Source organism: Staphylococcus sp. 8AQ, assembly GCF_902506595.1.
Taxonomy (GTDB): Bacteria; Bacillota; Bacilli; order Staphylococcales; family Staphylococcaceae; genus Staphylococcus; species Staphylococcus pasteuri.
Genome location: NZ_LR733871.1, coordinates 1,165,939 through 1,190,558 on the forward strand (window position 1 = coordinate 1,165,939; position 24,620 = coordinate 1,190,558).

Genomic DNA, 24,620 nt, shown 5'->3' on the forward strand with positions numbered 1-24,620 from the left:
TCATTTGGTTATTTATCTAAATACTGGCAAATATCTTTAGCAAAGTAAGTAATAATCATATCTGCACCAGCACGTTTCATTGAAACCATTTGTTCCATAACTACTTTTTCTTCATCAATCCAACCATTTAAAGCAGCTGCTTTAGTCATACTATATTCCCCACTTACATTATATGCAACAACAGGAATATTAGTATTATTTCTAACATCGCGAACAATATCTAAGTAACTTAAAGCTGGTTTAACAATCATCATGTCACAACCTTCTTTTAAATCACTTTCTAATTCTCTAAGCGCTTCTAAACGATTGGCAGGATCCATTTGATATGTCTTACGATCTCCAAATGAAGGAGCAGAATCAGCTGCATCTCTAAACGGTCCGAAGAAACTTGATGCATATTTAATACCATAACTCATAATTGGTACATTTTGATATCCTGCATCATCTAATCCTTGTCTAATTTCTGTTACAAAGCCATCCATCATATTACTTGGTGCTATGATGTCTGCACCTGCTTCTACTTGAGAAATAGCAGTTTTAACTAATAAAGGTAAAGATTTATCATTATCAACATCATGAGTATGATCATCAATGACACCACAATGACCATGGTCTGTATATTCACATAAACATGTGTCTGCTACGATTAATAAATCACTGTACATTTTTTTAGCTATTCTAGTTGCTTCTTGAATGACACCATTATGATCATATGCACCAGAACCAACATCATCTTTTTCATTAGGTACACCGAAGAACATAATTGCTCTAATACCTAAATCATAAGCTTCTTTTATTTCTTCATGTAATAAATTCAAGCTAATTTGATATATACCTGGTAGTGATTTAATTTCACTTTTCACATCATCTTTTTCAACTACAAATATAGGATAAATTAAATCTTCTTTTCTAACATGTGTTTCTCGCACCATATCTCGCATTGTTCGAGAAGAACGTAATCTTCTATGTCTATCAAATTTCATTTTTGTCCCTACTTTCTAATATTTTATCTATTATCGACGCTAATGTTTGTTTATTTGCAACCTTTACTGTTTGATTAAAAGAATGAAGTGTTTCAGCCGTTTGCTTACCAATTGCAAAGTAATGATCAAACTTAGGTATCGGGTCTTCATTAAAATAATAACGCACTGAAGACGAACTTGAAAATGTTAAAGCATCAATTTTTTGATTATTGATTAGTGATTTCACTTCATTTATATGTTGATAATTAGGTATAGGTTCATACAAGTCAATTTTAACTACATCATTTGTTTTTGATAACTCATCATATAAATACGGTCTAGCTTGTTTACTAGAAGGTAAAAGTATCTTTTGATTATATTCTGAGAATTGATTTATAAATCCTTCTTGTGAATAATCTTTTGGAATAAAATCTACTGATATATCTAATGATTGACAATATTCAGCAGTTTTTTTACCTATTGCAGCTACCTTATGATAATTTACCAAATTCATATATTTTAAAAAATATTTGACTGCATTTTTAGACGAAAAAATAAGCCAGTCATAGTTATTTTTTAACAAGTTTTCATCAAAATAAAGTGATTGTATGTCTATAAATGGTTTATGAATAATCTCAACCAAATCACTTTGAAATTTACTTGTTTGTGTCATAACTATAACTGGTCTCATTTTTAAGTGTCACCTCGAAGATTATTGTTCTTCATTTAATTTTCTAATAATTTCATAAGCACCTTGTTCTTTTAAAACACGACTAACTTCTCTACCAAGTTCTACTGGAGAAGTACCTATAGCAGTATGTTCATATCGTTCAGTACCATCAGGTGTCATGATTAATCCTGTAAATTCTATTTCTTTACTGCCATTAATCGTAGCATAACCACCGATAGGAACTTGACAACTACCATCCATCTCAGCTAAAAATGTTCTTTCAGCAGTCACGCATTTTTCTACATCTTCGTTATGAACTTCTTTTAAAAGTTCTAACAATTCAGTATCATCGCTTCTACATTCAATACCTAATGCACCTTGACCAATGGCTGGAAGTAAAATATCTTTATCTAAATAAGTTGTCACTATATCATCTGACCAACCCATACGTTTTAAACCAGCAGCGGCAAGAATAATTGCATCATAATCTTCAGTTTCTAATTTTTTTAGACGTGTATCAATATTACCTCTAATCCATTTAATTTCTAAATGTGGATATTTAGCTAAAATTTGAGCGCCTCTTCTTAACGAACTTGTTCCAACAATGCTTCCTTCTGGCAACTCTCTTAGAGGAGTATGATTTTTAGAAATATATGCATCAAATGGAATTTCTCTATCAGGAATACATCCTAATGTCAGTCCTTCTGGAATAATACTTGGGACGTCTTTTAAAGAATGTATAGCCATATCTATTTCTTTATTGAATAATTCGTTTTGGATTTCTTTAACAAATAAACCTTTGCCACCAACTTTAGATAACTGTTTATCAACAATACGGTCACCTTTAGTTACTATTTCTTTAATTTCTATATCTAAGTCAGGTCGTACTTGTTTCAATTTATCTATAAATTGTTGACTTTGTGTTAAGGCTAGTTTACTTCTTCGAGATCCAACCACTAATTTACGCATTTTGCTGCCTCCTAAACAATCACTCAATCTTATTATATATTTCAATGCTATTAATTTTAACTACTATTAATTATGAGAAATGAGTAGTAAAAAACAAATTAATCATGCATAAACAGAATAAAATAATATTAAAGTATATAAGATATCTTTGAATGAAAACTTTTCTCACTCTAAATATTAAATAAATACCATACAATATTGTAATGATAGTTGAAAAGATAACTTTAGGATCAATAAAGATTCGTTCTCCTACAGAGAAAACACCCCATTGAGCGCCTAAAATAATACTAATTATGAGTATAATCCAACCTGCTAAAGTTGTAAAAAATACAATAGATTCAAGTGTGGCTACACTTCCGATTCTAAAGTATTTTTGATCAAAATTCTTTTCTTTTAAATTACGATATTGAATGATATAAAGTAAACAATTTACAAATGCTAGTGCAAAAAAGGCATAACTCAATATAGCTAAACCTATATGAACAAGTAATAATTCATTGATTACTGCAATTTGCTGAACTTGGCTATGATATCTATTAGGTTCAAACGTAATCATTGCCATAAGGATAAAACCAATTAAATTTAAAAAGAAAACAGAAAAATTTAATGTTTTTATTAAATTCAAAATCAGTGATATTGAAATAATAATCCACGTCAACGAGAAAAATACGTCGAATAAAGAACCTAATGGCACATGTTTTGTTTGTATAATAAAAACAGATAAAGAGATTGTTTGTAAAACCCAAACAATCCCTAATGTATACATGCCAAATACTCTAATCTTATGACTTTTACGTACAAAATCTAGAAAATAGCAAACAATGCTTATCAAATATATAATTAATATTATTTCATGAAATCTAATAAACAGGTTTTCTTGCATATCATCACCATATTAATATGCTTATTCAAAACTAAAAATTCGACGAGCCGAAATTTCTTTAGCCTTACTTTCTTTGTGCTGTCTTGCTTGTTCATAAGGATTTTCAGCTTCTATGTCAAAAATGCTTTGAAAGAGCTCTAATTTTTCGTTACTTTTCTTATCACTACTTAATTCTTTAGCCTGCTTAATAGGATCTTTTAACATTTGGTTAATAATACTTTTCGTATGTTTAGAAATGATTTTTCTTTCTCTTTCTGATAAATCAGGTAACTTTCTATCAATACTATCCATAGTCTCAGATTGAATATTCATTGCTTTTTCACGTAATGCTCTAATAACTGGTACCACACCTAACATATTTACCCAATCATTATGAGTTTCAATCTCACTAGGTATTTGCTCAACAATAGTTTTTGCAGCTAACTGACGTTCTCTTAAGTTCGCATCTACGAGTCCTTTTAAATCATCTACGTCGTAGTTGAAAATATTGTTAATGGCATCAATACCTGGTTCTATGTCTCGTGGAACTGCAATATCAACGAGTAATAAAGAATCTAATTTACGATGATTAGCAATAGATTCAATCATATCATTGGTAATGATATATGATTCTGAGCTTGTAGAACTGATAACAATATCAGCATGTTGTAATAAAGTTGGTAATTCATCTAAAGATTGATAGTTAACTTGATGTTTTTCAGCTAAAGTTTTAGCTTTACTCAAAGTTCTATTAACAATAGTTATATCTGTAATTCCTGATCCTAAAAGATTTAAGAGTGATAGTTCACTCATTTCCCCTGCACCAACAATGACAGCTTGTTTATGTTTTAGTTTTCCGAATACCTTTTTAGCTAATTCAACAGCTGCATATGAAACACTAACAGCATTATCTGCAATATCAGTTTCACTATGCGCTTTTTTAGCAAAAGTAATTGCCTGTTTAAATAAATGATTAAAAATTGTTCCTGTTGTACCTGTTTCTTGAGCTAAGAAAAATGCATCTCGCATTTGACCAAGAATTTGTGTTTCACCAAGTACAATAGAATCTAATCCAGAAGTAACTCGCAATAGATGTTCTACTGCTTCGTCCCCCACTTTAACTTCTGACATATCTTTAATATCATCTACTTCAAATCCAAATTTACGTGCTAAAAATCTTTGGACGTAATAACGACCTGTATGGATTTGATCAACAACGGCGTATACTTCAGTACGATTGCATGTAGATAAAATAACATCTTCTAAGATGGATTTAGTTTCATATAAATCTTCATGGGCTAATCGTAAGGCATCATCTCTAAAAGCAACCTGCTCTCTTAGTGCTACATCAGCAGTTCGATGATTAATGCTTATTGCTATAAAATGCATTTATAACGCCCTCCATATACTTACAATAACACAAGTATAACACATTTGAATCTTTTATTAAGTCGATTGCTCAAATAAATTAGAAAGATTCTAATCTACATTCAATTTTTTGTCAAAATTGTTACTAATTTCTTTAAATCTCATAAAAATATTGTATATATTGAAATGTTTCTGTGAATATTTAAAGTAATTATAAATAAGACTCGATAAGATCCCAAATTTGTTGTTGTTTATTATTTTTGACAGAAGAATAACTTACAATCGTATCGCCATCTTCTAAATCTAATTTATGTTTAATATTAATTAAATGCTTTTGTACTTTCCCTTTAGGAATTTTATCTTCTTTAGTACATATAATTAGCGTCGGTATATCAAAGTGTTTTAAATAATTATACATGAGCACGTCATCTTCAGTTGGATTATGTCTCAAATCAACAAGTTGGATAACGAGTTGTAATTTTTGACGTGTTGTTAAATATTCTTCAATCATTTTGCCGAATTTTTCACGTTGTACTTTACTTACTTTCGCATATCCGTAACCGGGCACATCTACAAACACAAGCTGGTCATCGATATTAAAGAAATTTAATGTTTGAGTTTTACCAGGTTGTTGTGAAGTTCTTGCCATGTTTTTACGACCTATCATACTATTAATAAATGATGATTTCCCCACATTTGAACGTCCGCTTAATGCAACTTCTGGTACTTCTGTTTCTGGGTACTGTTCTTCTTTGACAGCACTTATAATTAAATCTATATTATTAGGATTAATTTTCATTGGTGATCCTCTCTTTACTTATTTCTCACATTAACACTTTACCATTACTCCTATATTAATGTCATCCTACATTTTCAAATAGAAGTAAATCACTCATTTTCTAAACAAAAAAATAGAGCCACAAACATGTGACTCTATTTAAACGTTATTTATGCTGATGTTTTACTATCATTAATTAGATTACCTTCTGAATCATATAATTCAGGTTCAACTTCATCATTGATTGTTTTTTCGGTAATGACGACTTTAGTAACATCTTCTGATGATGGTACATCGTACATAATATCAATTAGTGCTTCTTCAATTATTGAACGAAGACCACGTGCCCCTGTTTTACGTGCAATAGCTTTTTCACTAATAGCAGATAAAGATTCATCGCTAAATACTAATTCAACGTTATCTAATTCAAGCATTTTAGTATATTGTTTAACTAATGCATTTTTAGGTTGAGTTAATATATTTTTAAGTGCATCTACATCTAGCGTTTCTAAATTAGCTACAATTGGAACACGACCGATAAATTCTGGAATTAAACCATAAGACTGTAAATCTTCTGGTCTAATTTGTTCTAGTAATGCTTCTTCATCATATTTGTCTGCTTCATTACTAGCAAATCCAATTACTTTTTCACCTAAACGACGTTTAATTACTTCATCGATACCATCAAATGCACCACCAAGGATGAATAAGATATTTGTAGTATCAATTTGAATCAATTCTTGGTTCGGATGCTTACGTCCACCTTGAGGAGGTACACTAGCAGTCGTACCTTCTAAGATTTTTAATAGTGCTTGTTGAACACCTTCACCGGAAACATCTCGTGTAATTGATGTGTTTTCAGATTTTCTTGCAATTTTGTCAATTTCATCAACGTATATAATACCTTTTTCAGCTTTGTCTATATCAAAGTCTGCTGCTTGAATTAAGCGTAATAAGATATTTTCAACGTCGTCACCAACATAGCCAGCTTCAGTTAAACTAGTAGCATCTGCAATTGCAAATGGAACATTTAATGTTTTAGCTAATGTTTGTGCTAATAATGTTTTACCACTACCTGTTGGTCCGATTAATGCGATATTACTTTTTTGTAATTCAACATCATCTTCATTAGGGCCTAGTTGTTGAATACGTTTATAGTGATTATATACAGCTACAGATAAAGCTTTTTTAGCCTTTTCTTGACCGATTACATATTCATTTAAATGGTCCATAATCTCTTTAGGAGTTGGTAATTCTGTTAATTCTTCTGAAGAATTTTGTGCTAATTCTTCTTCAACGATTTCTGAGCATAGTTCAATACACTCATTACAAATATACACGCCACTTCCTGCAACTAATTTCTTAACTTGATCTTGATCTTTACCGCAGAAAGAGCATTTTAAATTTTCTTCATCTTCATTGAATTTGAACATTCTTTTCTACACCCCTATTCCATAAAGACTATACTAGATAGCATTCTATAATGCAACATAATAACATTCAATTTATTTGCTTAAAAAATAGGAAAGAGTGGGACTGAATTCAAACTGTTATAGATTGAACTCATGGCCCCACCCCACAAGATAGATTATCTTATTAAACCTTCCAATTATTAATATAAGAATAATAATATTAAATGTTTGTTGCTGTAGAGGATATCTATAAATTAGTCTTCTTTACTACCTTCAACTAATTTTGCATTATCTTTTAATAAGTCAATTACTTTTTGAATACGAACATCGTTTTTCACGATATCAGTATTACCTAATGTGTTTTTAATATCTTCTACAGAGATATTAAATTGTTCGCTCATTTTTTCTAATTCTTTATCGATATCTTCGTCAGTAACTTCGATATTTTCAGCATCAGCAATTGCAGTTAATGTTAAGTTTGTTTTAACACGTTGTTCTGCATCGTCTTTCATTTGTTCTCTTAATTGAGATTCATTTTGACCTGAAATTTGGAAGTAAGTTTGTAAGTCTAGACCTTGTTGTTGAATTCTTTGGCCAAATTCTTGAACCATACGATCTAATTCTGTATCGATCATTGCTTGAGGAATGTCGATAGTAGCATTTTCAGTTGCTTTGTTAATAGCTTCTTCTTTTTCAGTGTTTTCAGCTTCTGTTGCTTTTTGTTCAGCTAAACGTTTACGTAAATTTTCTTTGTATTCATCAACTGAATTTGCTTCAGAATCTAATTCATTAGCTACTTCATCGTCTAATTCAGGTACTTCTTTATATTTGATTTCATTTACTTTTGTTTTGAATGTAGCTTCTTTACCAGCTAATTCTTCAGCATGGTATTCTTCTGGGAAAGTAACTACTACATCTTTCTCTTCTCCAGTTTTCATGCCTTCTAATTGTTCTTCGAAACCTGGGATAAATGAACCTGAACCAACTTCTAAGTCGTAACCTTCAGCTTGTCCACCTTCAAATTCTTCACCATCAACTGAACCGCTGAAATCAATATTAACAGTGTCGCCATTTTCAACAGCGCCATCTTCTTTAACAACCATTTCAGCCATATGACTTAAACTATGGTTAATTGATTCATCTAATTCTTCATCAGTTAATTCAGTTTCTTGTTTTTCGATTTCTAAACCTTTGTAGTCACCTAATTTAACTTCTGGTTCAACAGTTACAGTAGCTTCAAAAATGAAATCTTTACCTTTTTCAATTTGAGTTACATTAACTTCAGGTTGAGCAACAGGTTTAATATCTGTTTCATCAATTGCTTCACCATAAGCTTCAGGTAATAAGATGTCTACTGCGTCTTGATATAACGCTTCAACGCCAAAACGTTGTTCGAAAATTGGACGAGGCACTTTACCTTTACGGAATCCAGGTACATTAATTTGTTTAACTACTTTTTTAAATGCTTGATCTAATGCTTTATCTACTTTTTCTGCTGGAACAGTAACTGTTAATAATCCTTCGTTACCTTCCTTTTTTTCCCAAGTTGCTGTCATGTATAAATACCTCCATGAATAACTATTTTATTTTTTCAACTTCCCTATTATAGCATAGGTCAATTACGTACACAAACATTGAAATTGCAACGTTTGTGAAATTATTTACTACTTATTTCAATTAAATTTCACGTTAAATGATTTATTTCTCTTTTGCAAGAAATTAAATTCGAATTCAACTTTCTAATTGTTTTATAAAAGTTAATGCCTCTTCTTTCACCACATTCTTTTCTATACCAATCATTCCTTTAAAATAAACATCATATGCGTTTGTCCATTCATCAATGGTAAATATTTCTTCTATATTAAGAGGATATAATAATATAGAATGATTGTTCATAATGTGGTTCGCCTCGTCTACAATATGTAAAGCACCGTCTTCTAATTGATTAATCACTTCAGGTATAATTCGAGTTTTCATAGTTGTATGTTCAAGACCTTTTAAATCTTTTGGTTTAATTTCTGATGTATAACCGTATTTATCAATTCTTATAGGCTCCTCTGATTGAGCGAATCTTAAATACTCTATCATTAAACTTATAATATTATTTTCAAAGGAATAATTGTTTAATAAATAATTTATCGATTCTTTAAAGTCAAAATGTCCATTATCTATTAATTGAAGTAAGATATGAGTTTGTTCTCTGGTACTTAAGTGATTAAATTCAGTTAAAGATTGTGAAAGTTGTTGTTTATTAGATTGTAACTGAGCTTGTGCATATTCTTTTAAAGGAAATAACTCCATTCTTGTCTTATGATCACGCACTTCATCTATAATTTGATTTATGACTTCAACAGCTTCATAGTATTGTTCTAATCCATTTAAACTTTTAACGTAATAAATCATTAAATCATCATATCTGTTTAAACCTTTTTTTAATAAGATGATTGCTTCTTCTCTCAATTCTAAAAATGCATTCATTTGATATAACATGTTGCATTTTGTCATAGCCAAATTTTCATCTAAATCGAATTGACTTTCATATTGTTCAAATAGATTATACATTTCATCAAAATTTTGCGTTAACTCAGCTTGTTTGATTTCTTTTTTTAATTTTCCCTCTGATAATGGAAACGGAATGATATCTGACATTCATTTTGCACCTCAATTATTATAAATCTTGAAGAATTAATGCACTCCATGTCTCAAAGTCATCATAAGATTCAATTTTTCCTTTTTCAATCCATTTAATTCTTAAAGTGTCTGTTTCTTTAGCTTCTACATCGTTAGAATTCACAGTGATTTTAAAAACAACACCCATGTGAACTTTACCAACGTCGTTATTATCGTCATTTATGAATCCAATATATTCCATATTTTGAGAATCTTCTGTAGATAGACCTACTTCTTCTTCTAATTCTCTTTGAGCGTTGACTCGTAATACTTCATTGATTGAATCTGCTCCGACAACATCATTCATGTGTCCACCTACACCTATAGATGATTGTCCATGTAAACGTTCTTCTCCTCCACCAGATAGGCGTTCATAAACGAGAATTTCGCCATTTTGGTTTTCTAAAAGACAATATGAGATAAGTTGTTTATAGTCTGGGTTTTCTTCCATATCTCCTCTACGTTTAACTTCATAATGACTTAATGAATTAAAAATATTATCGCCTTTTACATCACTTTTCGATAGAAAGCCATTAAACGCATTTGTTTCATTATCAAAAAGAGTTGTTCTTGGTACTACAATAATTTGCTCATCAAATTTAGACATACTTTTCTCCTTTATACTTACTTTTATGAATTCATTCTATCAAACTTATTTTCAAATCGCGATTTATAACTTTTCATTGTTTTATAAAATTATAGTTAAATATAATATTTGGTCGAAGAAATATAAATAAAAGCTGGGACATCATAAAATGTCTCAGCTTTTATAATTTGATAAAGATTAGAAAGGTTTTCCTATCTTATCAAAGATTAATTTATTTTAAAGCGTCTTTAGCTTTTGATACTAATTCACCGAAAGCTTTGTCGTCTGAAATAGCAATTTCAGATAACATTTTACGGTTAATATCGATGTCAGCTTTTTTCAAGCCGTTCATTAATTTTGAATAGCTCATGTCATGTTTACGAGCTGCTGCATTGATACGTGTAATCCATAATTTACGGAAATCACGTTTACGTTGACGACGGTCACGGAATGCATATTGACCTGATTTCATGACTTGTTGTTTAGCTACTTTATATAATGTATGTTTTGAACCGAAGTAACCTTTAGCTAATTTAATCGTTTTTTTACGACGTGCTCTTGTTACTGTTCCACCTTTTACTCGTGGCATATTAAATTCCTCCTTAGATTCTATCTACGTTATTAATCGATAATCGTTAATTTCATTATTTTTTATAAGATAATAATTGTTTTACGCGTTTCATATCACTTTTAGAAACTAATCTACTTTTACGTAATTGACGTTTCTGTTTAGTGTTTTTGTTTGCGAATAAGTGAGATGTGAAAGCTCTTGAACGTTTTAATTGACCTGAACCAGTTCTTTTAACACGTTTTGCTGCTCCACGGTGAGTTTTCATTTTAGGCATGATTCATTTCCTCCTAGAAATTAATTTAATTATTTTTCATTAATTGGTGCTAACATAAGGAACATTTGACGGCCTTCCATTTTAGGCTTCTGTTCTACAGTAGCAAGGTCTTTACATTCTTCAGCAAATTTTTCTAATTGGCGTTGACCAATTTCTTTATGCGTAATTGCACGACCTCTGAAACGAATTGAAACTTTACATTTATCGCCTTTAGAAAGGAATTTACGTCCATTTTTCAATTTTGTTTGGAAATCGTGTTCCTCAATTGTTGGACTTAAACGAATTTCTTTAACGTTAATTGTTTTTTGTTTCTTCTTCATTTCTTTTTCTTTTTTCTGTTGTTCGAATTTGAATTTACCGTAATCCATAATTCTAGCAACAGGTGGTTTAGCATTTGGTGCTACGATTACTAAATCTAAATCAACACGTTCAGCCATTTCTAAAGCTTCTTGTTTTGATTTGACACCAATTTGTTCACCATCTTGACCTACTAAACGAAGTTCTTTCGCGCGAATTTTCTCATTAATTTGAGTTTGATCTTTTGCTATGGTTGACACCTCCCAGTATTTTACGAAATTGTCCCAAGCAAAAAGAAGAGCGAGTATCACTACCCGCTCTTCTTCACACATTAATTGTGTAACATGATTAACCTGCCAACTGCTTACAGCGTCGCTACAGGTGAGAAGCGGGAGCTTCTACTTGGTTCGTTTCGTATTCAACGTTACTAATCATACCAACTATTAATGTATTCGTCAACTATTTTTTTATTTAATCATGATGTCTTACTTCTTCCATAGACACATCTTGACGTAAATCCACTTTTTCTAATGGAATTTTTTTAGTTTTATATCTTACTTTATGATAAATAAAGAATGCTAAAAATACTGGGATACCCATATAAGTAATGATAAATCTATTGATATCAAAATCACCAGTCTTAATGAAATCAACATCTTGACCTAAAATAACAATAACACATAAGAATCCAGCAAATATTGGACCAAATGGGAATAATTTAGCTTTATATTTCAATTTAGACTTATCATAATTTTGTTTATCAAATGCGCGTCTAAATCTATAATGACTGACTGCAATACCTACCCACGCGATAAAGCCAGTCATACCACTAGCAGCTACAATATAGTCATAAGCATCACCACTTAAATGTTGTAATAAAAAGATAATAATTACAATTATTCCAGTGATTGCTAGAGAAATATAAGGTACACCATTTCTATTAGTTTTTGAGAATGATGCATATGCTAATTTATCTTTACTCATAGAATATAACATTCTTGTAGAAGCGTACATACCTGAGTTACCTGCGGATAATACGGAAGTTAATATAACAGCATTCATAAATGATGCTGCAAATGCTAAGCCTGCATTTTGGAATACTAATGTAAATGGAGACGTTGATACGCTGCTATCTCCTCCCATTAATGCATTGCTATCATAAGGAATTAACATACCTATAATAAATATCGCTAGAATGTAAAATAGTAATATTCTCCAAAACACTTGTTTAATTGCTTTAGGTACAGCTCTTTCTGGATTTTCAGATTCTCCTGCTGTGATTCCTATTAACTCAGTACCTTGGAAAGAGAACCCTGCAACTAAGAATACACCTAAAATTGATAATAAACTACCGCCTAAATTACCACCTAATATTGGGCCTTCGCCTTTTGTAAATGTTTCAAAGCCTACAAATTTACCGCCCATGATTCCGACAATAGTTAATAAACCTATAATGATAAATATGATAACAGTTACAACTTTAATTAATGCAAACCAGTATTCGCTTTCTCCGTATACTCTAACCGATAGTGAATTCAATGCAAAGATAATAACAAGGAATATACAACTCCAAATCCATGCTGGTACACCTTGCATTGGTGACCAATATTGAATCACTTGTGCTGCAATTGTAACGTCTGCAGCTACTGTAATAACCCAGTTAAACCAGTAATTCCAACCTAATGCGAATCCTAATGATGGATCAACAAAACGTGTTGCATATGTACTAAATGAACCAGAAACTGGTAAATATGTTGCCATTTCTCCTAATGATGTCATTAAGAAAAAGACCATGGCACCAATAATGGCGTATGCTAATAGTGCACCTAACGCACCAGCACTATGAATAGCACCACCAGAAGTCATAAATAGTCCAGTACCGATACACCCTCCTATTGCTATCATGGAAAGATGTCGATCTTTTAAACCTCGTTGAACGCCTTCATTCTGATTTTGATTTTTACTCATAGAAGAATCCTTTCCTTGTATTTAGAGGCTTCAATGTTACTTTTTCAAAGCAAAACTAAATGCATGACTTTCGTTAAAATTGCTAGTTTCATTCAATAATTAACTTTATCATTGCAAATAAAAAAGTGGCTACATACCTTTAAGATATGCAACCACTTTGCTTTTATCTATATTAGGTAGCACATCACATTAAGTGACAGTACAGTTTCTTTCGAAAACTGTCCCAACAAACGTCTATTATGGTTAACGTTTGTTTCGGCAATATTACCTTTGACTTGTTCAACATTCGTTCCATACAACTTCTGACAAGCTACTATTTAATATTGCAACCTCTAACTCAACTTTTATTTTAACTACCTTGTAATATACATGAACTGACTGTTAATTTCAAGTTTATCTATGTTTTTTCAAACGAATTTCATCAACTAAATTCCAAATGAATTCATCTTTTTCTAAAGTTTCTTGATCTTGTGAACCATATTGGCGCACATTTACTTCTTTATTTTCTACTTCTTTATCTCCCACTACTATTTGGTAAGGGATTTTTTGCATTTGTGCTTCACGAATTTTATATCCCATTTTTTCATTACGGTCATCGATTTCTACACGTACACCTTGAGATTTTAATTCGTCTTGAATTAATCTAGCATAGTCATAATGTAAATCAACATTTACTGGAATGATTTCTACTTGTTTAGGTGCTAACCATGTTGGGAACGCCCCTTTTGTTTCTTCTGTTAAGAATGCTACAAATCTTTCCATTGTAGATACAACACCACGGTGAATAACCACTGGTCTATGTTGTTCTCCATCTTGGCCAATATAAGTTAATTCAAAGCGTTCTGGCAATAAGAAGTCTAATTGTGCAGTTGATAAAGTTTCTTCTTTACCCATAGCTGTTTTAACTTGAACGTCTAATTTAGGACCATAGAATGCCGCTTCGCCAATTGCTTCTTCATAAGTAAGTCCTAACTCATCAGAAGCTTCTTTAATCATTTTTTCAGCTTTTACCCACATTTCGTCATCATCGAAATATTTTTCTTTATCTTCTGGATCACGATAACTTAATCTGAAAGTATAATCTTCAAATCCAAAATCTTTGTATACATCTTGAATTAAATTAACAACACGTTTAAATTCTTCTTTAATTTGGTCAGGTCTTACGAAAATATGAGCGTCATTTAATGTCATACCTCTTACACGTTGTAATCCAGATACTGCACCACTAGCTTCATATCTATGCATAGTACCTAATTCAGCAATACGAATTGGTAATTCACGATAAGAATGTGGTTTGTTATTATAAACCATCATATGGTGTGGGCAGTTCATAGGACGTAGTACCATTTCTTCTGTCTCATCTAATTTCATTGTTGGGAACATATCCTCTTGATAATGATCCCAGTGACCTGATGTTTTATATAAATCTACGTTAGCGATAACTGGTGTATAAACATGGTCATAGCCCATACTTACTTCTTTATCAACGATATATCTCTCGATTTCACGGCGAATTGTAGCACCATTTGGTAACCATAATGGTAAACCCGCACCTACAAGTTGATTATTTGCGAATAAATCTAATTCTTTACCAATTTTACGGTGATCACGTTCGCGACGTTCTTCTAACATTTGAAGATGAGCTTTTAGATCTTTTTTATCGAAAAATGCTGTACCGTAGATACGTTGTAACATTTTATTGTTACTATCGCCACGCCAATATGCACCAGCTGTAGAAAGTAATTTGAATTCTTTAATTTTTGAAGTAGAAGGTACATGTACACCTCTACATAAATCAGTAAACTCGCCTTGAGAATATAATGTTACATTTTCATCCTCTGGAATCGCATCAATTAATTCTAACTTGTATGGATCGTCTTTGAAGAAATCTTTAGCTTCATCTCTTGATACAACTTTACGTTCTATTTTATGATTTTCATCCACTATTTGTTTCATTGTTTTTTCAATTTTTTCAAAATCGTCAGATGAGATTTTTTCTTCAGTATCAAAATCATAGTAGAATCCACCTTCAATAACTGGACCTACGCCAAATTTAACGTCACCATATAATCTTTTTAAAGCTTGTGCCATTAAATGAGCAGTTGAATGACGTAAAACTTCTAAAGCTTCTTCGCTACCTGGTGTTACAATTTCAATCTCACCATCTGTTTCTAATGGACGTGTTAAATCTACCATTTGCCCATTAAATTTTCCTGCTACTGCTTTTTTACGTAATCCAGGACTTATTGATTGCGCTATATCTTCTGTAGTAGTGCCTTTATCAAATGCTTTTGAATTGCCATCTGGGAATTGAATATTAATTTGATCCATACTATAACCTCCTAAAATATGAAAATCATATCGTTGACTTATTGAATAAATATCAAGTTGTAACGAATGTGAGAAAATAAAAAAATCCCGCCCCTAATACAGGGACGAGATCGTCGTGGTACCACCCTAGTTGAACGTCAAAATATAACCAAAAGATTACATTCAACGTCTTCTCTACATAAGATAACGGTCTTGAGCCGAGCATTCATTACAAATGCCATACATTAAAGTAGTAATAATTTAATATATTAACCATATTCTCATCAAGTAATGGCTTTCTGTGTAATAGTGATTAAATTATCTTATCTTCAACAGTTTCAACGATTTAGATTTAATTCCATTATACAATATTATTTAAAAATATCAATTGTTTCTAAAGTTTTCTCCCTTTAAGAAATATGGTGTTGATAATGTTTTAATTCTTTCAATAATTCTAGCAGCCTTAGTTTTTTCAGCGCCTTCACGTGTCATTGATAAATGATGCTCTAATTCTTCATAACTTAAGTTTGAAGTGAAAAATGTAGGTAATTCATGAACCATTCTATAATGTAACAATGGTCCTATCACTTCATCTCTAACCCATGGCGTAACTTCTTCTGCTCCGATATCGTCTAACATTAAAATATTAGCTTCACGTATTCTTTGTAATTTTCTTTCATAACTACCATCTTTGAAACCACCTTTTAATGTTCTAATATATTCTGGCAGATAGACAATAGTAGATGGTACTTTTTTAGCCTTAAGTTGGTTAGCTATAGCACCTAGAATAAATGATTTTCCAGTACCAAAAGGACCATATAAATATAAACCTTTAACATCTTCGTTATTAATCAATTTTTTACAAATATCATTAACTTGCATTGCTAAGTCTAATCGATTACGTCCAGTCGTATAAATGTCTTTTATTTTAGCGTTTAATGTATCACGTTGCATATGATGTGATGTAATTAATTGAGAATTAAGACGTTCTTCATCATATTTAATTTTACAAGGACAAGGTAAATAACGAATTTTTATACGTTCATTTTCTACATATAATTCTGGTACATGACCTTTAACAAAATTTGGGCATTCGTTATAACTATGACCGTCATAATGTTTTTGTTGATCTTTATATTCTTGTAAAACATTTAAATCCTCATCAATAATAGCATTTGTTATCTCTGATTGATGTTCATTTAAAAATGTCTTAACGTCAGGATCATTAACTACTTGTTGACGTATTTTTGCAATTCTTTTTCCGAAATCTTTATTTGACCCAACAATTTGCTTAAAACTTTCCATCTAATCCTCCTCCCAATCTTTATTTAATTGTTCTAGAAATGCTTGTCGATCTTTTTCAAATTGATCATCAGTTTCATCTTTTGAATGTTCTGCAGCATTTGGATTGTCTCTTTCTTCTAACCATTTAGGTGTTTTTTCTCTAGAGACTAATTTACTTTTTCTATTATATCCTTGATAGGAATTAGATTTTGATTCATATGTTGGTTTAGGTTGGTTTACCTTCAAGGCATATTCATAAGCCTGTTTGGCTGTAGTAATCCCTTTTTTCTTCCAATTAGAAGCAATCTCAAAAATATACGATTTAGGTAATTTCATATCTTCTTTAAGCATTACGAATTGTAGCAAGATATTAATCACACCAAAATTCATTTTCTCTCTATGAATTAATTCTTCAATCATATTTTTTTGTGACAAAGTTGGTTCAGATTCTGACCAAGAAGCTAACATATCAATAGGACTTGTTTGTTCTAATAAATCTAACCAAGCATCTGTATCATTTTCAGGATCTTTATCTTCTTTATTTTGTGTTGCCGTATTGTTTTGTTTAATATTCTGATTTAGTTCTAATTTAGGTAATTGATTATCATGTTCTATTAAATAATATGAACGAGCTTGTTTACGCATTTCTTCAAATGATAATTGTTGTGCACTAGTAATCGAATTTAAAATAATATGTTTCATTGCATCTACTGTTAATCCATAAAGTGTTGCAAGTTGCATGATTAAAGCTTTAGCATCTTTAGTCACTATTTCACTTGAAATAAAATGATTATGCAACATGGATTTTAACATTTCAAAATCAAATGATTCATTCGATAAATCGATACCAGCATATTCTCCTGATTGAGGTATATTTTGAGTATCGACATCTATTATTTTATTAGGAACATGAAATACATCTGTAAATTTTCTTGTCGTTTGTTGATAATTCGATAAATCTTTATTTTCTTGTTCAAAATGCTTTTTTAAAATTTGATATCTTTTTTTATCAACCTCACTGTAAAGAAATACTGATAACATAGGATCATTAAAAAATTGATATGCAGAAGGAGGTTGGACAAGTTGATAAACAAAATGAGTTTGTTGTTCTTCATGCTTAACAAATGATTTCATTAATCCGATCGCTTCTAGTAAATCCATTTGATTTCTAAATTCTAATAAATTTTCTTTTAATTCGTTCATAATTACATAGTGAGTTAAAGCTTGTTCATTATCATTGGAAAATTGGTGCATAAAATGATATAAACCAATGGCTTGTTGTCCAATTAACGGTGTAAAAAGACGATTAAGTATCTCTAGATGTTGTGAATTTAAATGGAAATTTTGTATAACTTCAAAACTGTCTTGTGGTCTTAATCCAAATTCAAAGGATTGTAATCCCATTTATAAATCACTCCGTTTATTATCATTCAAAATCCCTTGCATTGAAGCTAATAATTGATCTATATCTTTAAATTCTTTATATACTGAAGCAAATCGAACATATGATACTTGATCAACATGCATAAGTAAATTCATAACATGTTCCCCTATTTCTCTTGATGATATTTCTGTGTGACCTTCATCTCTAAGTTGCCATTCAACTTTATTAGTTATATCTTCAAGTTGTTGATATCTTACAGGGCGTTTTTCACATGATCTAACCAAACCGTTTAATATTTTTTCCCTTAAAAATTGTTCTCTTGTTCCGTCTTTTTTTACTACAATTAAAGGACTTACCTCTATATGTTCAAATGTTGTGAATCTTGTACCACAATTTTCGCATTCTCTTCTTCGACGAATTGCATTTGCGTCGTCTGCGTGACGAGAATCGACTACTCTAGAATGCGTTGAATTACATTTTGGGCATTTCATAATTGTCACCCTTTTCTATTTTAATTATTCTCAATTATACTATAAAATCATACGTTAAAAAAGAAAGCGCATTTGAGATAAATGGTTCAAAATGTGTAACCTATTTTTAAAAAGTGGCTATATTAACTTAAAAATGAAAACAAATATACTTAAATTTCTCTTCATTTAACAATTTGTCTAATGAAAATAGAAACATCTAAATTATTATTCTAAAGCTTTCTATAAAAAATTAAAACTGCCAACCTAATCCTTATGTTTGGATTTGATTGACAGCTTCAATATATTTATTTTTACCAATTTTAAACTGCTTCTACTGCACTTTGTGAATCAATTAATTTACCAATTTGTTCAGCTACTTCAACAACTCTATTTGAGTAACCCCATTCATTATCATACCAAGCAATTACTTTAACTTTATTATCTCCCATAACCATTGTTGATTGTGCATCAATAACAGCAGAGTTTGGATTAGTATTGAAATCTACTGAAACAAGTGGTTCAGTTTCTACATCTAACACACCATCTAGATTAGCATTTTTGAAAGCTTGATTTACTTCATCAACAGTAACATTTTTTTCTAAATCTACAACTAAATCCACAAGTGATACGTTTTTAGTTGGTACTCTTAAAGCCATACCATGTAATTTACCTTCAACTTCAGGTAGCACTTCTTTTAATGCTTTTGCTGCACCAGTTGAAGTCGGAATGATACTTTCATTACATGAACGCGCTCTGCGTAAATCTTTATGTGGGTTATCAATATTTTTTTGATCATTCGTAATAGCGTGAACTGTAGTCATTAGACCATTTACTATACCAAATTCATCATTTAAAACTTTGGCAACTGGTCCGATACAATTTGTTGTACAAGATGCATTACTAAAGATGTCAAATTCATTTACGTCTAATTTATCGTCGTTGACACCTTTAACTATCATTTGTACATGTCCACCTTTAGAAGGTCCAGTTAATAATACTTTTTTAGCACCTGCATTAATGTGTGCGATTGCTTTATCACCATGATTAAATTTACCAGTCGCTTCGATGACAACATCTATATCTAAGTCTTTCCATGGTAAATTTTCAGGATTTCTATCTGAAACTAATTTAATGTCTTGGTCCTTATATCTAATACCATCCTCAATAGCTTCTACTTTTTCATTATATTTACCATGTGTTGTATCATAATTGATAAGATGTGCAATTGTTTCAGGTGGGTAACTAGCATTAATTGCCTTTACATTTAAGTTATCATTTTGTAAAGCAATTCTTAACACCATTCTACCAATTCTACCCATTCCATTAATTGCAATATTTGTCGCCATTTAAAGCACCCCTTGATCATTTATTTATATGTTATACTTTATGGCATTAGTATAACATAATAACATCATTTTGAAAGCGTTTACTTAAACTTTACAAAATATTTTTATAATCATATGTAATAAGCAAACATTATCAAAATAAAAACTCAATGCCCTTAAAAGACATTGAGTTTAAAATGATAATTTACTTTTCTATGAAACCTTGTTCGCTAAGTAATTTCTCTAGATTTTGCTTTAATTCTAATTTATCTCCTAAATTATCAATGACATGGTCAGCCATTCTACTTTTTTTATCTATAGAAATTTGACTATAAACACGTGCTTTTGCTTCTTCTTGGGTTAAGTCATTTCGCTCCATTAAACGATCAATTTGAATACTTTCAGAAGTATAAACAAGCCATACTTCGTCTACAGTATCTTGTAATTCATTTTCAAATAGAAGCGGGATATCCATTATGACATTATGGCCTTCTTCAATATATTGTTGTTTCTTTTCATCCATAATTTCTCTAACAATCGGATGTACAATTTCATTTAGCACTAATCGTTGATCAGGATTATTAAAGACTAAGTCTCCCATATACTTCCGATCCATTTCACCATTTTCATCGATAGCTTCTTCTCCGAATGTTTCTCTTACCTTTTCTAAACCTGTTGTACCTTTAGCAACTGCTTCTCTTGCAGCTGTATCTGCATCAATCACTTTAAATCCAAATGCAGTTAATAATTCAGATACAGTAGATTTGCCTGATGCAATACCACCAGTAAGTCCTATTACTTTTGACATATTTTCACGCTTCCTTTATTTCTGACAAGTCGGGCAATAGTGACTATTTCTTGATGCAATGACTTCAGTTTCGATTGGATGCCCACATACCTTGCAATATTTTTGTTTGTATACATTAAGATGTAGCTGCATTTCACCTGTTTTTCCATCAGCATGTCGATAATCCGAAATGCTGGTACCACCGTATTTTATACCCTCATTTAGTACTGAACGAACATGATAAAATACCATTTCTTTTTCTTGGTCAGTTAAACTTTGAGTTAGTCGATGTGGTTTTATACCTGCTCTAAATAAAGCCTCACAAGCATAAATATTTCCACAACCAGAAATGACTTTATGATCTAGAATAACCTGTTTAATCGGTTTTTTAATATAACTTTTTTTATTTGTACAATCTAAAAAATGTTGTAATGCATCATCATCAAATGGTTCTGGAGCTATTTTTAAAAATGATGGATAGGACTCAAAACTGCTAACATTTCTTATCTCTCCAAAACGTCTTATATCTGAATAAACTAATTTTTTGCCATTGTTTAGTTCAAATATCACTTGCCAATGTTTTCGATAATTAGGTGCAGTAATTTGTTCTAAATCATCTACAATGAAGAATCCACCAGCCATACCTAAATGACTAATTAAAATACGATTCTCATCATTTTGTTGAATATAAAAGACGATGTATTTACTTCTTCTGTCGATTTTTATAATTTTATATCCTTCAGTTAAACGTTTAAAACTATCAAGTTCGATTCCCTTGATTATGGTTTCTCTACCATTCTTTTTTCCATTAATAACACTTTCTGAGAATTTTACTTTATCAATAATTGTATTAATGGCGTATGGTTCAATACCTCGTTTAACATGTTCTACCTCAGGTAATTCTGGCATATTAATACCTTCCTTTATTTTGCGTCATACCAAGTTTCACCATAACTAGAATCTACCTTTAAAGGCACATCTAAATCAAGTGCTGATTCCATAATATCTTCAACAAATTGACTAAATGAATCTACTTCTTCTTTTGGTACTTCAAATATCAATTCATCGTGTACTTGCAATAATAATTTTGCGTGATAATTGGTTGACTGTACTTCTTCATCAAATTTAACCATTGCAAGTTTAATAATATCAGCAGCACTACCTTGGATTGGCGTATTCATAGCAGTTCTTTCCGCAAAACTTCTTAAATTGAAGTTACGGCTTGTAATATCTGGAATATATCTACGGCGATGTAATAGTGTTTCTACATAGCCTTGTGCTTTAGCATCTTTAACAATATCTGACATATATTGTTTCACACCAGGAAAACTATCTAAATAATCATCGATAAAGATTTTTGCTTTTTTACGAGTTATACCTAAACTTTGACTCAATCCGTAATCACTAATACCATAAACGATTCCGAAATTAACAGCTTTTGCTTGTCTTCTCATCAGACTGTCTACTTCGTCCGCTTCTACATCAAACACTTTCATAGCAGTCGCTGTATGAATATCATGTCCATTTATAAATGCTTCTTTCATACTTTCATCTTGAGTAATATGAGCTAGTACTCTTAATTCAATTTGTGAATAGTCGGCAGATAAAATAACACTATCAGATGACGTAGGTTTGAATGCTTTTCTAATTTTTCTACCTTCTTCTAGACGGACTGGTATATTTTGTAAATTAGGATCAATACTAGATAATCTTCCAGTTTGAGCTAATGTTTGATTAAAACGTGTATGAATACGTTTGTCATCACTGATTACTTTTTGTAACCCTTCAACATAAGTCGATTGTAACTTAGATAACTGGCGATAATCTAAAATATAATCGATTATTGGATGTTGCCCTTGTAATTGTTCTAAAACATCAACTGCAGTTGAATAGCCTGTTTTAGTTTTTTTAATTACTGGTAATTGAAGTGTCTCGAATAATACTACACCTAACTGTTTTGGTGAATTGATATTAAACTCTTCTCCAGCAGCTTCATGTATGTTTTTAATTAGTATATCTAATTTTTCTTGAATTTCTTTTTCCATTTGTTGTAAATCTTTTGCATCAGTATAAATACCTATTTCTTCCATTTGGCTTAAAATACGGGCTAAAGGTAATTCTATATCTGCTAAAAGAGATACTTGGTTGTATTCTTTTAACTGACTTTCCATTTCAGTTTTAGAGGCAAAAATAGCTTCTGTAATCGATGCCACATGCTTATTAAGAATAGCATTGTCAGGAACATGATGCTTTTTACCTTTACCATAAATCGTTATATTATCTTGAACATAATGTTGACCGTAATGTGTAACTACTGAGTTCACATCGTCAATTGTTCTAGATGGATCTATAATATAACTCGCTAGCATTACGTCAAATTCAATATTTTGTATGTCAATGTTTAATCTATGAGCAACAACATAAGTTTTCTTAGCATCGTATACTATTTTCTTTGTATTAGGATTTTCCAACCATTGTACTAAATTTTTATATTGTGAAATTTCATTTGCATCAATAACAACATGTAAATCTCCAGTATGGAAACCAAACTTAAGGATATTATCTCTTAAGTAGTTACTATTTTCTAATTCAAAATGAATGGTTGCTTCTTCTAAATTTGAAAAATCAACATGTTCAAAATTTGGTTCAATATCAAATTCCTTATCTTTCTGTTCCTCAGTAGCCTCTACATCTCCAATATCTGCAAGTAGTTGCTTAAATTCTAGCTTTTTAAAGAGCTCAATTTTATCTGATTCATCTACTTCAGAATCCATTTTAGTATCTGCTAATTTAACTTCAATTGGACTTTCAATATTAATTGTAGCTAAATCTTTACTCATTAAAGCGTCTTCTTTACTATTTTCGAGCTTTTCTTTTAATTTTTTACCTGATACATCATCTAAATGATCGTATACACCTTCTACAGTATTAAATTGATTAAGTAGCTTAATCGCTGTCTTTTCACCAACACCTGCCACGCCTGGTATATTATCAGATGTATCACCCATTAAACCTTTCATATCAATAATTTGGTTAGGTGTTAAACCATTATATTTTTCTGCAATAAACTCTGGAGTATAATGATCAACATCTGTAACACCTTTTTTTGTATAGTAAATAGTTACATGATCAGTAGCAAGTTGAGTTAAATCTCGATCGCCGGTAATAATTATCGTTTCAAAGCCAGCTTCATCAGCTTCGCGGCTCAATGTTCCTATAATATCATCGGCTTCATAATTTTCTAACTCATATCTTTTAATATGGTAAGCGTCCAATAATTGACGGATGTATGGGAATTGCTCACTTAGTTCTGGTGGCGTTTTTTGTCTTCCACCTTTATATTCACTATATTTAGAATGTCTGAAAGTTGTCTTTCCTGCGTCAAACGCCACTAAAAAGTGATTGGGTTGTTCTTCTTTTAGAATTTTCTCTAGTAACATTGCAAAGCCATATACTGCATTTGTATGTATGCCTGCCTTATTTGAAAGTAATGGCAAAGCATAGAATGCTCTAAAACTTAAACTATTACCATCAATTAATACTAATTTATTCACTATCTAAACCTCCAGCACATATTTAAATATATTTTATCATAAACAAGGTACTGTCAATAAATATTAAGTACCGTTATTCAGTTTCTGCTATTTCTACATATTAAAAAACATCCTAATAT

At 31.0% G+C, this 24,620-nt stretch carries 22 protein-coding genes, 1 riboswitch and 1 other annotated feature; all 22 genes read right to left on the reverse strand.

The features are described from left to right. Positions 1–8 precede the first annotated feature (8 nt). The gene (gene hemB / locus GVY01_RS05705; RefSeq protein ID WP_017638192.1) at positions 9–983 is read right to left on the reverse strand and encodes a porphobilinogen synthase; all 975 of its coding nucleotides are present in this window, start codon (positions 981–983) and stop codon (positions 9–11) included. Beyond that, positions 973–1,653, reverse strand: a complete 681-nt coding sequence (locus tag GVY01_RS05710) for a uroporphyrinogen-III synthase (RefSeq protein WP_017638193.1) — start codon at positions 1,651–1,653, stop codon at positions 973–975. Before GVY01_RS05710 ends, hemB begins: the two co-directional genes overlap by 11 nt. A 21-nt stretch (positions 1,654–1,674) precedes the next feature. Further along, positions 1,675–2,601, reverse strand: coding sequence for a hydroxymethylbilane synthase (hemC, locus tag GVY01_RS05715; protein WP_017638194.1), 927 nt, complete (start codon positions 2,599–2,601; stop codon positions 1,675–1,677). A 70-nt stretch (positions 2,602–2,671) separates the two neighbouring features. Next, positions 2,672–3,484, reverse strand: coding sequence for a cytochrome c biogenesis protein (gene ccsA / locus GVY01_RS05720; RefSeq protein WP_026083527.1), 813 nt, complete (start codon positions 3,482–3,484; stop codon positions 2,672–2,674). Positions 3,485–3,505: 21 nt separating this feature from the next. Next, positions 3,506–4,852, reverse strand: coding sequence for a glutamyl-tRNA reductase (gene hemA, locus GVY01_RS05725; protein ID WP_159333675.1), 1,347 nt, complete (start codon positions 4,850–4,852; stop codon positions 3,506–3,508). Between the two features lie 190 nt (positions 4,853–5,042). After that, positions 5,043–5,630 (reverse strand): ribosome biogenesis GTP-binding protein YihA/YsxC, encoded by a 588-nt coding sequence (yihA, locus tag GVY01_RS05730; protein WP_017638197.1) that lies wholly within the window; start codon positions 5,628–5,630, stop codon positions 5,043–5,045. A gap of 149 nt (positions 5,631–5,779) precedes the next feature. Further along, entirely contained in the window at positions 5,780–7,042 is a 1,263-nt protein-coding gene (gene clpX, locus GVY01_RS05735; protein WP_017638198.1) for an ATP-dependent Clp protease ATP-binding subunit ClpX, read from the reverse strand. A 233-nt stretch (positions 7,043–7,275) separates the two neighbouring features. Continuing rightward, entirely contained in the window at positions 7,276–8,577 is a 1,302-nt protein-coding gene (gene tig, locus GVY01_RS05740) for a trigger factor (protein ID WP_017638199.1), read from the reverse strand. A gap of 175 nt (positions 8,578–8,752) precedes the next feature. Beyond that, entirely contained in the window at positions 8,753–9,670 is a 918-nt protein-coding gene (locus tag GVY01_RS05745; protein WP_029055678.1) for a hypothetical protein, read from the reverse strand. Positions 9,671–9,689: 19 nt separating this feature from the next. Continuing rightward, complete coding sequence (locus GVY01_RS05750) at positions 9,690–10,298, reverse strand: NUDIX domain-containing protein (protein WP_017638200.1); 609 nt, start codon at positions 10,296–10,298, stop codon at positions 9,690–9,692. Positions 10,299–10,509: 211 nt separating this feature from the next. Next, positions 10,510–10,866 carry a 50S ribosomal protein L20 gene (gene rplT / locus GVY01_RS05755; protein WP_017638201.1) on the reverse strand — a complete coding sequence of 119 codons (357 nt, stop codon included), beginning with the start codon at positions 10,864–10,866 and terminating at the stop codon, positions 10,510–10,512. Between the two features lie 55 nt (positions 10,867–10,921). Then, positions 10,922–11,122 carry a 50S ribosomal protein L35 gene (rpmI, locus tag GVY01_RS05760; protein ID WP_002451769.1) on the reverse strand — a complete coding sequence of 67 codons (201 nt, stop codon included), beginning with the start codon at positions 11,120–11,122 and terminating at the stop codon, positions 10,922–10,924. Positions 11,123–11,151: 29 nt separating this feature from the next. Next, the gene (infC, locus tag GVY01_RS05765) at positions 11,152–11,679 is read right to left on the reverse strand and encodes a translation initiation factor IF-3 (RefSeq protein WP_026083528.1); all 528 of its coding nucleotides are present in this window, start codon (positions 11,677–11,679) and stop codon (positions 11,152–11,154) included. 26 nt (positions 11,680–11,705) lie between these two features. Next, positions 11,706–11,829: a sequence feature (ribosomal protein L20 leader region), on the reverse strand. Positions 11,830–11,890: 61 nt separating this feature from the next. Next, positions 11,891–13,387, reverse strand: a complete 1,497-nt coding sequence (locus GVY01_RS05770; protein ID WP_046466789.1) for an amino acid permease — start codon at positions 13,385–13,387, stop codon at positions 11,891–11,893. A 169-nt stretch (positions 13,388–13,556) separates the two neighbouring features. After that, a riboswitch (Lysine riboswitch) is annotated at positions 13,557–13,730 on the reverse strand. A 50-nt stretch (positions 13,731–13,780) separates the two neighbouring features. After that, positions 13,781–15,718, reverse strand: a complete 1,938-nt coding sequence (thrS, locus tag GVY01_RS05775; RefSeq protein WP_017638204.1) for a threonine--tRNA ligase — start codon at positions 15,716–15,718, stop codon at positions 13,781–13,783. Positions 15,719–16,081: 363 nt separating this feature from the next. Then, complete coding sequence (gene dnaI / locus GVY01_RS05780) at positions 16,082–17,002, reverse strand: primosomal protein DnaI (RefSeq protein ID WP_017638205.1); 921 nt, start codon at positions 17,000–17,002, stop codon at positions 16,082–16,084. Beyond that, positions 17,003–18,385, reverse strand: a complete 1,383-nt coding sequence (locus tag GVY01_RS05785; RefSeq protein ID WP_017638206.1) for a replication initiation and membrane attachment family protein — start codon at positions 18,383–18,385, stop codon at positions 17,003–17,005. Beyond that, entirely contained in the window at positions 18,386–18,856 is a 471-nt protein-coding gene (gene nrdR, locus GVY01_RS05790; protein ID WP_017638207.1) for a transcriptional regulator NrdR, read from the reverse strand. It abuts the gene before it with no gap. Between the two features lie 299 nt (positions 18,857–19,155). Beyond that, positions 19,156–20,181 (reverse strand): type I glyceraldehyde-3-phosphate dehydrogenase, encoded by a 1,026-nt coding sequence (gene gap / locus GVY01_RS05795; protein ID WP_017638208.1) that lies wholly within the window; start codon positions 20,179–20,181, stop codon positions 19,156–19,158. 184 nt (positions 20,182–20,365) lie between these two features. After that, a complete protein-coding gene (gene coaE, locus GVY01_RS05800) occupies positions 20,366–20,968 on the reverse strand; it encodes a dephospho-CoA kinase (RefSeq protein ID WP_017638209.1) in 603 nt (200 codons plus the stop codon). Positions 20,969–20,983: 15 nt separating this feature from the next. After that, positions 20,984–21,856 (reverse strand): bifunctional DNA-formamidopyrimidine glycosylase/DNA-(apurinic or apyrimidinic site) lyase, encoded by an 873-nt coding sequence (gene mutM / locus GVY01_RS05805; protein ID WP_017638210.1) that lies wholly within the window; start codon positions 21,854–21,856, stop codon positions 20,984–20,986. Positions 21,857–21,870: 14 nt separating this feature from the next. Continuing rightward, entirely contained in the window at positions 21,871–24,501 is a 2,631-nt protein-coding gene (gene polA, locus GVY01_RS05810; RefSeq protein WP_017638211.1) for a DNA polymerase I, read from the reverse strand. Positions 24,502–24,620 lie beyond the last annotated feature (119 nt).